General features: G+C 68.2%; 13 protein-coding genes. 9 read left to right on the forward strand and 4 right to left on the reverse strand.

Annotated features, from left to right (window positions below; translation table 11 throughout):
* Positions 1-3 precede the first annotated feature (3 nt).
* Both NC7_RS23385 and NC7_RS23390 read right to left on the reverse strand, forming a co-directional pair.
* Entirely contained in the window at positions 4-465 is a 462-nt protein-coding gene (locus NC7_RS23385) for a VOC family protein (RefSeq protein ID WP_067986668.1), read from the reverse strand.
* Positions 462-1,571, reverse strand: a complete 1,110-nt coding sequence (locus NC7_RS23390) for a glutamate--cysteine ligase 2 (RefSeq protein WP_236573636.1) — start codon at positions 1,569-1,571, stop codon at positions 462-464. Before NC7_RS23390 ends, NC7_RS23385 begins: the two co-directional genes overlap by 4 nt.
* A 111-nt stretch (positions 1,572-1,682) precedes the next feature.
* On the opposite strand from NC7_RS23390, the gene NC7_RS23395 reads away from it, so the two are divergent.
* Complete coding sequence (locus tag NC7_RS23395) at positions 1,683-2,144, forward strand: MarR family winged helix-turn-helix transcriptional regulator (protein WP_067986670.1); 462 nt, start codon at positions 1,683-1,685, stop codon at positions 2,142-2,144.
* Entirely contained in the window at positions 2,141-2,509 is a 369-nt protein-coding gene (locus NC7_RS23400; protein ID WP_067986672.1) for a DUF5313 family protein, read from the forward strand. Before NC7_RS23395 ends, NC7_RS23400 begins: the two co-directional genes overlap by 4 nt.
* 33 nt (positions 2,510-2,542) lie before the next feature.
* Here NC7_RS23400 and NC7_RS23405 read toward each other — a convergent pair whose 3' ends face one another.
* Positions 2,543-2,863: a hypothetical protein gene (locus NC7_RS23405; RefSeq protein WP_067986673.1), complete on the reverse strand. Its 321-nt coding sequence runs from the start codon at positions 2,861-2,863 to the stop codon at positions 2,543-2,545.
* A 239-nt stretch (positions 2,864-3,102) separates the two neighbouring features.
* On the opposite strand from NC7_RS23405, the gene NC7_RS23415 reads away from it, so the two are divergent.
* The 6 genes from NC7_RS23415 to NC7_RS23440 all read left to right on the forward strand — a co-directional run bounded on the left by NC7_RS23415 (position 3,103) and on the right by NC7_RS23440 (position 9,407).
* Entirely contained in the window at positions 3,103-4,581 is a 1,479-nt protein-coding gene (locus NC7_RS23415; RefSeq protein WP_067986677.1) for a sugar porter family MFS transporter, read from the forward strand.
* Positions 4,582-4,614: 33 nt separating this feature from the next.
* Positions 4,615-6,942, forward strand: coding sequence for a glycoside hydrolase family 65 protein (locus NC7_RS23420; RefSeq protein WP_067986679.1), 2,328 nt, complete (start codon positions 4,615-4,617; stop codon positions 6,940-6,942).
* The gene (locus NC7_RS23425; protein ID WP_067986680.1) at positions 6,939-7,655 is read left to right on the forward strand and encodes an HAD family hydrolase; all 717 of its coding nucleotides are present in this window, start codon (positions 6,939-6,941) and stop codon (positions 7,653-7,655) included. The genes NC7_RS23420 and NC7_RS23425 overlap by 4 nt, the downstream gene beginning before the upstream one ends.
* 99 nt (positions 7,656-7,754) lie before the next feature.
* Positions 7,755-7,928 carry a CsbD family protein gene (locus NC7_RS23430; RefSeq protein ID WP_067986682.1) on the forward strand — a complete coding sequence of 58 codons (174 nt, stop codon included), beginning with the start codon at positions 7,755-7,757 and terminating at the stop codon, positions 7,926-7,928.
* Positions 7,929-8,025: 97 nt separating this feature from the next.
* On the forward strand, positions 8,026-8,820 hold the full coding sequence (locus NC7_RS23435; protein ID WP_067986684.1) for a metalloregulator ArsR/SmtB family transcription factor: 795 nt from the start codon (positions 8,026-8,028) through the stop codon (positions 8,818-8,820).
* Positions 8,817-9,407, forward strand: a complete 591-nt coding sequence (locus tag NC7_RS23440) for a dihydrofolate reductase family protein (RefSeq protein WP_067986685.1) — start codon at positions 8,817-8,819, stop codon at positions 9,405-9,407. Before NC7_RS23435 ends, NC7_RS23440 begins: the two co-directional genes overlap by 4 nt.
* A gap of 7 nt (positions 9,408-9,414) precedes the next feature.
* On the opposite strand, the gene NC7_RS23445 is transcribed toward NC7_RS23440, so the two are convergent.
* Positions 9,415-10,389: an alpha/beta fold hydrolase gene (locus NC7_RS23445; RefSeq protein WP_444980003.1), complete on the reverse strand. Its 975-nt coding sequence runs from the start codon at positions 10,387-10,389 to the stop codon at positions 9,415-9,417.
* Positions 10,390-10,441: 52 nt separating this feature from the next.
* Here NC7_RS23445 and NC7_RS23450 point away from each other — a divergent pair.
* Positions 10,442-11,289 (forward strand): SDR family NAD(P)-dependent oxidoreductase (locus NC7_RS23450; protein ID WP_067986722.1); only part of this gene is annotated, 848 nt, incomplete at its 3' end.

The following is an 11,289-nucleotide window of genomic DNA, read 5'->3' on the forward strand; positions in this document are numbered from 1 at the left end:
CCTTCAGTCCAGGCAGAACTCGTTGCCCTCGGGATCGGCCAGCACGATGAACCCGGCGCTCATGGGCGGTTCGGGCTCGAAACGCCGCAGGCGGGTGGCGCCGAGGGCGACGAGGCGCTCGCATTCGGCTTCCAGGGCGGACATGCGCTGCTCGCCCTGGAGGCCGGGTGCCGCCCGCACATCGAGGTGGACACGGTTCTTGGCGACCTTGTCCTCGGGCACCCGCTGGAAGAACACGCGCGGGCCCTGCCCGGCGGGGTCCTCGATCGCCGATCGCGCATCGCGTTCCTCGGCAGGCACGCCGATCCGGGTGAGGAATTCGTCCCACGCGGCGAGCGGATCGGCACCGTCGGACAGTTCGACACCGGGCGGGCCGGGGTGCACGTAACCGAGCACCTCACGCCAGAAGATCGACAGTGCTCGGGGGTCGTGCGCGTCGAAGGTGATCTGCACGTGGCGACTCATGGACATCCCTCCAGGGTGGCGTTCGCCGATTCCGCGACCACATCGGCGATCTCGTCTCGTGAGCGTAGTGCGCGCAGCTGACGCCGAGCGCCGTTGCCGCGCTCGGCCAGGGCCGCGACAGCTCCGGTGACGAACTCCAGATCGCCCGTCGCGCGCAACGCGGGCCCGATGCGATCGATGAGCTCGGCGAGCAGTTCGCGATGCGGCAGCACCCGGCCTTCGATCGGATCGAGCCCGTCACCGTCGAAACCGGAGTGCGCGGCGTTCCAGTAGGCCGCACGCAGCACCTCGCTCGGGACCGCCGTCGCCGGTTCGCCCCGGGAGATCGCGTCGAGCCCGGTGCCGACGATCCCCCGGATCAGCCCGGCGAGCAGCGCCGATTCCTCGGCGGTGGCTGGCACGTCGCTCACCCGGATCTCCACGGTGGGAAAGGATTCCGACGGGCGGATGTCCCAGTACACCATCTTGTTGTCGAGGATGCTTCCGCTGGCGAGCATCATGGCCACGATCGCCTCGTACTCGTCCAGCGAGGAGAAGTACGGCGGTGGGCCCGCGCTCGGCCACCGCCGCCACAGAATGCTGCGCCAGCTGGCGTACCCCGTCTCGCGACCACGGTAGATCGCCGAGTTCGCCGTGAGCGCGAGCAGGACCGGCAGCCACGGACGCACATGGTTGCTCACCTGCACCGCCGTCTCCCGGTCGGGGACCGCGACGTGCACGTGGCATCCGCACAGTCCCTGCTCCTGGGCGATCATGCCGAAGGTGCGGGCGATGCGCTGATAACGCGGTGTGTCGGTGACCGGGTACCCCTCGGGAACCGTCGGTGGCACGGCGACCGCGAGCAGGCGGGCGTCGTGCTCCGCGGCGCACTCGGCGACCCGTCGACGTGCGGTGCGCAGTTCGGTGAGCAGTTCCCCGATGTCGGTGTGCACGCCGGTGCTGGTCTCCACCTGACAGCTGGTCAGTTCGAGTTGCAGGTCGATGCCTGATTTCTCGGCCGTCGCGGCGACGTCGGTGTTCTTCGGTGCGGGTGCGCCGGTCGCCGGGTCGGTGAGCAGGAACTCCTCTTCGACTCCGACGGTCGGTATCTGTTCGGACCTGGCCACGGCGATCCTCCTCCACCGGCGTGAACGAGCGTGCTGGGACGGTACCCGCAGGTGAGTGCGCCAAACAACAGACACTTTGTGCACTAACTGTTCATGGGCTAACCTGGCTGCGTGACCGACTTCGACGACCCACTGCGGCTGGATCGGCAGGTGTGTTTCGCCCTTGCCGTGGCCAACCGTTCGGTCCTGGCCGTGTACCGCCCACTGCTCGAGCCGATGGGCCTGACCCATCCGCAATACCTGGTGATGCTTGCCCTGTGGGGCGAGACGCCGATGTCGGTCAAAGCCGTCGCCGACGCCGTCCAGCTCGACTCGGCCACGCTGTCACCGCTGCTCAAACGACTCGAGTCGGCCGGACTCATCACCCGCCGCCGCGACCCGAACAACGAACGCACCCTGCTGATCGACCTCACCGCGGCCGGGCGCGCACTGCGCGCCGAGGCCGAACGCATCCCGCCCGCGGTGGTGGAACGACTCGGCGTGAGCCTGGCCGAACTGGAAGAACTGCGCGACGTGCTCGGCCGGGTGAACACCGCCGCACGCCGCGCCGAGGAATCGAGGCAGAACCGATGACCACCCCGAACCTCTGGCAGCGCCTGCGCTACATCGGCGGCGCCACCCTGCCACCAACGATGGCGGACTGGGTACTGGCCGATCTCACCGGCCCCGGCGCCACCCGGCGCTATCTGCTGCGCATCCTGGTTCCCGTCCTGCCGCTGCTGTGCCTGTTCCTGTTGACCCCCGGGCCGCTGTGGATCGGGTTGTCGATGATGGCGCTGCTGTATCTGCCGCTGATCTACTTCACCGTCGCGCTGGTGTACGTCTACCGCAGGCACCGGCTGGTCAGCCACGGGTTCGACCCCGAACTCGCCTTCGCCGCGCAACGTCGTCGCGCCGATGTCGACCGGGCAGCCTACGAGCAGCGCCACCGTCGATGAATCACGGTGCGGCCGTAGGGTTACCGCATCCGGCTACTTCGGGACCAGCGCGCCCGTGAGATCAGCCTCCTTGATGGGCGTGTCCGGGTTGGCCTGGGCACTGCACATCAAATCGATCGCGCCGATCGACAGGTCGACGGTGTTCTGATCGATCTGCGCGTCCTCGCCGCGTTCCTGTTCGAGGAACTTGGTGACGGTGGTGCGCTTGTTCTCCGTGTCCTGCCCGGTGAATTCACTGCACGGGGTGTCCCCACCCTTGTTGACCGCCTTCTCCACCTCGCCGCATCCTGCGGCCAGCACACCGAGCGCGGCCGCGGCGAGCGCGGTGGCGCAGGCCTTCCTCCGTAGCGTCATCGTTCGCCTTTCTTCGCGATCGGCCCGGCGATCCGGGCCTCGTTGCCCGCTTTACCCGAATTCGGCCGGTCGAATACGACGGCGGCTCGCCCGGCGCGCGTGACGGCCGGTGTGTCGGCGCGGGTGCGACAATCGGCGGAGAGTTCCGCCTGTACACAGTTCCATTCGGACGGCCTTCCGTTGACCCGGGTCACGGTCGGCCCGCGAGGCGCTCGCCTCGCCGCGGAGAGGATCGACCGATGCATGAGGGTGGCGCGACAACCAACCAGCCGGACCTGCCGGACGGCGAATCCGCGAACAACGGGCAGGTCGTCCGGATCGCGTCGGTAGCGGCGCTCGGCGGTTTGCTGTTCGGCTACGACAGTGCCGTGATCAACGGCGCGGTCGCCGCGATCCAGGACGAATTCGACGTCGCCGACGCCGCGCTCGGCTTCGCCGTCGCCTCGGCGCTGCTCGGCGCGGCGGCCGGTGCCATGACGGCGGGGCGCATCGCCGACCGCATCGGGCGTATCAAGGTCATGAAGATCGCCGCCCTGCTGTTCCTGATCAGCGCGATCGGCACGGCCTTCGCCCCCGACCTGTGGGTGCTGGTGCTCGGTCGCGTCGTCGGCGGGCTCGGCGTCGGCGTGGCCTCGGTGATCGCGCCCGCCTACATCGCCGAGACCTCGCCCGCCCACATCCGAGGTCGGCTCGGCTCGTTGCAACAGCTCGCCATCGTGCTCGGCATCTTCCTGTCGCTGCTGGTCGATTACGTCCTGGCGCACCTGGCGGGCGGGGCCGGTGAGCAATTGTGGTTCGGACTCGAGGCCTGGCGGTGGATGTTCCTGTCGATGGCGGTGCCCGCGGTGGTCTACGGCCTGCTCGCCTCGACCATCCCCGAGTCACCGCGCTTCCTCGTCGCCACCCACCGGCTCCCCGAAGCACGCAGCGTCCTGTCGACGCTGTTCGGCGAGCGCAACCTCGAGGTCACGATCGGACGCATCGAGCACAGCCTCGAGGGCGAGACCAAGCCGTCGTGGCGCGACCTGCGCAACCCCGCGGGCAAGATCTACCCGATCGTCTGGATCGGCCTGATGCTCTCGGTGTTCCAGCAGGCCGTCGGCATCAATGTGATCTTCTACTACTCGAACGTGCTGTGGGAGGCGGTCGGCTTCGAGGAGTCCAGCTCGTTCCAGATCAGCGTGTTCACCTCGGTGGTCAACATCGTCACAACCATCGTGGCGATCATGCTGGTCGACAAGGTGGGACGCAGGCCGCTGCTGCTCACCGGTTCCATCGGTATGACGATCACCCTGGCCACCATGGCGGTGTGCTTCGGGACCGCACCCCAGGTGCTCAACTCCGAGGGCGTGCTCGAACCCCATCTGACCGGTGCGCCCGGCGTGTTGGCGCTCGTCGCGGCCAACCTGTTCGTGGTGTTCTTCGGTATGAGCTGGGGTCCGGTGGTGTGGGTGCTGCTGGGTGAGATGTTCCCCAATCGCATTCGCGGCGCTGCGCTCTCGCTCGCCGCGGCCGGTCAGTGGGCGGCCAACTGGGCGATCACGGTGAGCTTCCCCAGCCTCAAGACGTTCTCTCTCGGCTTCGCCTACGGCATGTACGCGGTCTTCGCCCTGCTGTCGCTGCTGTTCGTCGCGAGATTCGTGCCCGAGACCAAGGGCAAATCGCTCGAGGACATGGACGAGGCCACCGGCTACCAACATCCAACCGCGACCGCCTGATCCACCCCTTCGATCAGCTCCCGGAGTGCCGCCATGAACCCGTGGACCGTAGTCGAGAACGAGTGGGATCCGCACCGCGCCAATTACTTCGAGACCCTCTTCACCGTCGGCAACGGCCGCCTCGGCACCAGGGGTTCGCTCGAGGAACGGCATACCGGCTCGCTGCCCGGCACCTTTCTGGCCGGGGTCTACGACGCCTTCGACGCCCCGGTCGTCGACCTGGTGAACGCGCCGGACTGGCTGGTCACCGAGGTCTTCGCCGACGGGACCCGGCTCGACACCGAATCGGCGACAGTGCTCGGCCATCGCCGCGAGCTCGACCTGCGCCGGGGCGTCCTCGCGCGCGAGACCAAATTCGCCCTGCCCGACGGTGCGAGATTCGTGCTGCGCACCGAACGGTTCGCGAGTATGGCCGATCGCGATCTGTGTTGCCTGCGGGTCCGGGTGACCGCCCTCGATCGCACCGCCTCGGTGACGATCCGGAGCGGCATCGACGGGCACCGACGCAACCTCGAGCGACTGCCCGCCTACCCCGAGGGCACCGAGTTCGGGTACGACCGCAAGTGGGACAAGTGGGCACTGTCCACGCACTTGCGTTCCACCGGAACAGGATTCGTCGACGGCGTGGGAACGCTCGAGTGCCGAACGATCGACAGCGGTATCGATCTGGCCTACGCACTGCGCGTCGAGCTGTCCGGGATTCCCGAGCGCCGGGTCGAGCAGCGCGGGCACGAATCGATCACGGTCGAATCGGAGTTCGCCCTCGCGCCGGGCGAGACCGTCGGGGTCGACAAGTTCGTCGGCATCGCCACCAGTCGCGACCCGAAAGCCGGTGCCGCGCCCGCCGATCGGGCTCGAGCGACCGTGGCACGGGTCGCGGATCTGAAACAGGCGAGTGCGGCGAACGCGGCCGCGTGGCAGCGATTGTGGTCGGCGTCGGACTGCGAGGTAGTCGGCGACGACCGCGTCGCCCAGGCGTTGCGCTTCGCCGTCTATCACCTGCTGATCGCCGCCGACCCCGACGACCCGACGGTGAGCATCGGCGCCAAATCCCTGTCCGGCGAGGGGTATCGCGGCCACGTCTTCTGGGACACCGAGGTGATGCTGCTGCCGTTCTACCTGTTCACTCAGCCGCGCGCGGCCCGTGCGCTGCTCGGCTACCGGCACCACACGTTGCCCGGCGCGCGCGAGGTCGCCGCCGACAACGGTGCCCCGGGGGCACGCTTCCCGTGGGAGTCGGCGGACACGGGCCGCGAGGAGTGTCCGCAGTACACCAGTGACGGCTCGGGTCGCTTCTACACCAGGGAAGAGGAGCTGCACGTCACCGCCGATGTCGCCTACGCCGTCATGCGCTATGCCGAGGTCACCGGCGACGACGCCTACCTGTTCACCGAGGGCGCGCCGATCCTGTTCGACACCGCCCGCTACTGGGTGCGGCGGTGCGAACCCGAGGGCGCGGCGCTGGTGTTGCGCACCGTGATGGGGCCCGACGAATTCCATTCCCACGTCGACAACAACGCCTACACCAACCGGCTGGTGCGCTGGCATCTGGAACAGGCCGCGGCGGTCCATCATCGGATGGCCACCGAACAGCCGGAACTGCTCGCCGCCCACAGTGAATCGCTGGCACTGTCGGCCACCGAAGCCGAACAGTGGCTGGACGCGGCCCGACGCCTCCGCGTGCCCGTCGACCCCGACTGCGGGCTGATCGAACAATTCGACGGCTACTTCGACCGCACCGTCGTCCCCATCACCGAATGGGACGACAACGGCATGCCCCGATTCCCGGCAGGCCGCGACCACCTCACCTGCGAGGACACCTCCCTGGTCAAACAGCCCGACGTGGTGATGCTCCTGCATCTGCTGCCGGAGGAGTACTCACTCGACACACGCAGGCAGAACTACGCGTTCTACGAGGCGCGAACCCTGCACAAATCCTCACTGAGCCCGTCGATCCACGCCATCGTCGGCCTCCAGGTGGGTGAAGCGGACGCCGCCGAAAGATACTTCGCCCGTTCGGCATTCGTCGATCTCGACGACAACCAGGGCAACACCGAGGACGGCATCCACATCGCGGCGGCCGCGGGCACTTGGCAGGCCGCCACGCACGGCTTCGGCGGTTTCCAGGCCACCCGCGCGGGGCTGCGGTTCTCCCCCGTGTTGCCGTCGTCGTGGGAGCGGCTGCGCTTCTCGGTGTGCTGGCGCGGACGCAGGGTGCGCGTCGACCTCGGCCACCAGGATGCCCGGTTCGAGTTGATCGGCGACGGTCCCGCCGAGACCATCACCGTGTGGGGCGACCCGGTGCGGGTGCCGCCGAATGAGATCGTCGAGGTACGCGCGCCGCAGAGCGTCGTCTCATGACCGATCGACTGCCGCTACAGCGGGCCGCCGCCGTGCTGTTCGACCTGGACGGGGTGCTGACCGATACCGCCGCGGTCCACCGACGGGCGTGGACCACCCTGTTCACCGAGTTCCTGCCACCGGAGGTCGCGCCGTTCACCGACGACGACTACTACCGCCTCGTCGACGGCCGACCACGGGTCGACGGGGTACGGGCGGTGCTGTCCTCACGCGGGCTGCGGCTACCCGATGGAACCGAGGACGACGTGCCCGAGGCGGCCACCGTGCACGGCCTCGGCAATCGGAAGAACGGGCGGTTCACCGAGATCGTGCGCCGCGACGGTGTCCACGTGTTCGACGGTTCCCAACGGCTCGTGGATGCCCTTGCGGCACTGCGGATTCCGATGGGCGTGGTGTCGAGTTCGCGCAATGCGGTGCTGGTGCTCGACACCGCCGGGCTGCTCGACAGGTTCGCGGTGATCGTCGACGGCATCGCTGTCGAGCGGGACGGCCTGGCGGGCAAGCCGGATCCGGCGATGTATCTCGCCGCCGCCGACGCCCTGGGTGTCGCACCGGCACACACAATCGTCGTCGAGGACGCCGTCTCGGGCGTCGAGGCAGGTCGGCGCGGTGGTTTCCGGGTGGTCGGCGTCGATCGCGGCACCGGACCCGCCGCGCTTCGTGCCGCGGGCGCCGACGAGGTGATCGGTGATCTGGCCGACCTTCTCACCTAGGTCCTGTTTGTCTTCCACGACCCCGGGTAGACGCTCCGTGGGTCCCAAGGATGGCCCACCGACCACGTGTGGTCGAGCGATCTGTCCGGAAGGAATGCCATGAGCTTGGCAGACAAGGCGAAGAACAAGGCCGAGGAACTGGCCGGTAAGGCCAAGGAGGCCACCGGTAAGGCGACCGACGACCGCGATCTGCAGAACGAGGGCCGCGGCGAGCAGGCCAAGTCCAACCTGAAGGACGCGGGCGAGAAGGTCAAGGACGCGTTCCGCGACTGATCCGGCTCCCGTTCGACATGTGGCCCCCGGCTTTCCAGCCGGGGGCCACAGTCATATTCCTTGACAGGAATATTCCATTTAGAGAATACTTCTTCCCATGGAAGAGATCGCAGCAGCACTCGGCGACTCCGCCCGGTGGCGGATCGTCGAACTCCTCGCCGAACGACCTCGGTCGGTCGGCGAACTCGCCACCCACACCGGGTTGCGCCAGCCACAGACCACCAAACACCTGCAGACCCTCGCGAAGGCGGGCCTGGTCTCGGTGTTCCCACTCGGCCAGCGACGGGTCTACGCACTCGAGCCTGATCCGTTGCGGGAGTTCGACGCTCGGTTGCGCACGGTGCTCGCCACCCTCGCCGAGCACGCGGACGAGCGGGATGTGGTCGAACGGTACCGGGCCGCCATCGACGCGGAAATGGCTGCCGCACAGCACAATCGCTGGGCCGACGGTCGCACCTTCACCTTCGAGCGGACCTTCGACGTCGCCCCCGAGGCGCTGTGGCGGCACTGGGTCGACCCCGAACTGCTCGCCCGGTGGTGGGTGCCGCCGTCGATGACCGTCACCGATTGCCGGATCGAACCGATCCCGGGCGGTCGAGTGGTGCTCGACTACCGCGACGACGACGGCGGACACTACCGGTCGGCCGGACGCGTGCACGAGGTCACCGTCGGCCACCGTCTCACCTTCGACCTGTCGGTGCTCGACGCGGCGGGAGCAGTCTCCTTCACCGGCCGCTACGCCCTCACCGTGGAGCCCGACGGGCGGGCCGCCCGGTTGCGGCTCGACCTCGTCGTCACCGAAACAACAGTGGCGGCAGCCTCTTTCATCGCCGGAATCGACACCGGCTGGTCCCAGGTCCTCGACAATCTCGACAGGAAACTGCACTCATGAGCACTCGCCGCGTCACCACCAACATCAGCCTCACCCTCGACGGCCGCTACCACGGCGCCGCAGGACCATCCGATCTCGGCGCCATCGTCACCTACGCGAGCACCGACACCGCCCGCGACTATCTCGGCGGAATTCACGCCGGGGCGACAACGGCGGTGCTCGGCCGGACCAATGCCGAAGGGTTCCTCGGCTACTGGCCGTCCGTCGCCGCCGACGAGAACGCCGACCCGCGCGACCGCGCCTACGCGCAATGGCTCGTCGACGTGGACAAGGTCGTGCTGTCACGCACACTCACCGAATCGCCCTGGGAACGCACGCGCGTCGTGAACGCACCCGCCACCGAGGTGATCACCGAGCTGAAGAGCTCCGGCACCGGCGACATCCTGGTCAACAGCAGCCCGACCATCGTGGCCGATCTGCTCGCCGCCGACCTGATCGATCGGCTGCACCTGATGATCGTTCCCGAGATCGCCGGTGGTGGAGCGCCGTTCTTCACCGACGGACTGCCCGCCTCGCGGTGGACGCTGTCCAGCCATACCGCCGGTGCGTCCGGTGAGCTCGCCCTCGTCTACGACCGCGCACGTTGACGCCCGGTCACGGCTGCGGCGCGAGGTCACCGAGCGCGCCGAGGACGAACTCGTTCACCGGTTCCGTTCGTTCCAGGTGAACCAGATGTCCTGCCCCCGGAACCTCCACCACCGCACGCAGATCCGTCACATTCGCCCGGAGCGTGGCGAGCGGATCGCGACCGCTGAAACCTTCCATGTCCGGGTCGTTCTCGCCGTAGAGGAAGTAGGTCGGGACCGCGACCCGGCGATCGGCCAGTGATTCGGTGAGCTGCCAGTTGCGGTCGAGGTTGCGGTACCAGTTGAGGCCGCCGGTGAACCCGGTGCGCTCGAATTCCGTGGCGAGGGTGTCGAATTCCGGCTCGCTGAGCCAGTTCCACGGCAGGTCGGGGGCCTTCGGCAGAACATCGAGATAGCCGAGGCCCGGCGGGTTCTTCCACGTGTCGAGATAGTGGTAGTCGCCGGAGAGCGAGTAGTAGACCCTGGCGAGGAATTCGCGGGGGCGCTCGGCGAGTTCGGTGTCGGCGCGACCGGGTTCCTGAAAATAGGACAGGTGCAGGAAATGGCGTTCGGCGGCCTTCGTCCAGAAATCCGACGGCGGGCGGGGCGGGCGCGGGGCGAAGGGATTGTTCAGAATCACCGCGGCGGCCACCCGATCGGGTGCGCGCAACGACAACTCCCACACCAACTGCGCCCCGAAATCCAGACCGACGAAAACCGCCTGCCGGACGCCGAGGTCGTCGAGCAGGGCCAGCAGATCACCGATCACGGCCAGATTTGTGTACGCGGTGAGATCGGCGGGCGCCTGCGTGCGCCCGTAGCCGCGCAAATCGGGCGCGATGGCGTGGAAGCCCGCCGCCGCGACGGCCGCGAGCTGACGGTGCCAGATGTAGCCGGTGTGCGGGAAGCCGTGACAGAACACGACCGGATACCCCTGCCCCTGCTCGGTCACGTGCAGCCGGACGTCGCCGACGTCCAGGAATCGTTGCCGAGGTTCCACCAGCACCTCCAAGAATCTAGAACGTGTTCCTCTTTCAAGGTAGTGTCCGGAGGCCATGAGCGGAACACCCAGGATTCTCGGCGGACGGGTCGCGGTAGTGACCGGAGCCAGCCGAGGTATCGGCAAAGGCATTGCCCAGGAACTCGGCGCGGCGGGCGCCACGGTGTACGTCACCGGCCGAACGACCGCCCCGGGCCGACTCCCCGGCACCGTTCACGACACGGCGGCCGAGGTGACCGCCCTGGGCGGACTCGGCATCGCGGTGGTCTGCGATCACCGCGACGACGCGGCGGTCGAGGACCTGTTCACCCGGGTGCGCGCCGAACAGGGGCGCCTCGATGTGCTGGTGAACAATGTCTACAACTCCCCCGCCGCCGCCCGCTGGCTGGGGCGCAAGTTCTGGGAGGTGCCCGCGGCGGCCTGGGACGAGACCTTCGACATCGGCGTCCGATCCCATTACGCGGCCAGCGTTTTCGCCGCGCCCCTGCTGATCGAGTCGAAGGGTTTGCTCGTCAACATCTCCTCCCCCGGTTCGCGGCGGTACATGCACAACGCGGTGTACGGGGTCGCCAAGACCGCCCTCGACCGGCTCACCGCAGACCTCGCCCACGATCTCCACGGCACCGCCACCACCGCGGTATCCCTGTGGCCCGGAATCGTGAACACCGAACTGCTACAGCTGGTTCCCGCCGACGAACAGGGCCGCCGCCTGGTGTCCCTGCCCGGCGAAGGGACTTTCGACCTCGACGACGCCGAGACCCCACGCTTCCCCGGCCGGGCTGTTGTCGCCCTCGCCGCCGACCCCGATCGGCTCGCGCGCAGCGGAAAGGCGTGGAAGGTCGCTGATCTGGCCGAGGAGTTCGGCTTCACCGACGTGGACGGCCGAATCCCCCGCAACGACCC

The sequence above is a fragment of the Nocardia caishijiensis NBRC 108228 genome (genome assembly GCF_001612825.1).
GTDB classification, from domain to species: Bacteria; Actinomycetota; Actinomycetes; order Mycobacteriales; family Mycobacteriaceae; genus Nocardia; species Nocardia caishijiensis.

Bases quoted from the DNA above. Each gene is read 5' to 3' on its own strand.
- NC7_RS23385 (WP_067986668.1), bottom strand. From the start codon at position 465: ATGAGTCGCCACGTGCAGATCACCTTCGACGCGCACGACCCCCGAGCA.
- NC7_RS23400 (WP_067986672.1), top strand. From the start codon at position 2,141: ATGACCACCCCGAACCTCTGGCAGCGCCTGCGCTACATCGGCGGCGCC.
- NC7_RS23405 (WP_067986673.1), bottom strand. From the start codon at position 2,863: ATGACGCTACGGAGGAAGGCCTGCGCCACCGCGCTCGCCGCGGCCGCG.
- NC7_RS23415 (WP_067986677.1), top strand. From the start codon at position 3,103: ATGCATGAGGGTGGCGCGACAACCAACCAGCCGGACCTGCCGGACGGC.
- NC7_RS23420 (WP_067986679.1), top strand. From the start codon at position 4,615: ATGAACCCGTGGACCGTAGTCGAGAACGAGTGGGATCCGCACCGCGCC.
- NC7_RS23425 (WP_067986680.1), top strand. From the start codon at position 6,939: ATGACCGATCGACTGCCGCTACAGCGGGCCGCCGCCGTGCTGTTCGAC.
- NC7_RS23430 (WP_067986682.1), top strand. From the start codon at position 7,755: ATGAGCTTGGCAGACAAGGCGAAGAACAAGGCCGAGGAACTGGCCGGT.
- NC7_RS23435 (WP_067986684.1), top strand. From the start codon at position 8,026: ATGGAAGAGATCGCAGCAGCACTCGGCGACTCCGCCCGGTGGCGGATC.
- NC7_RS23440 (WP_067986685.1), top strand. From the start codon at position 8,817: ATGAGCACTCGCCGCGTCACCACCAACATCAGCCTCACCCTCGACGGC.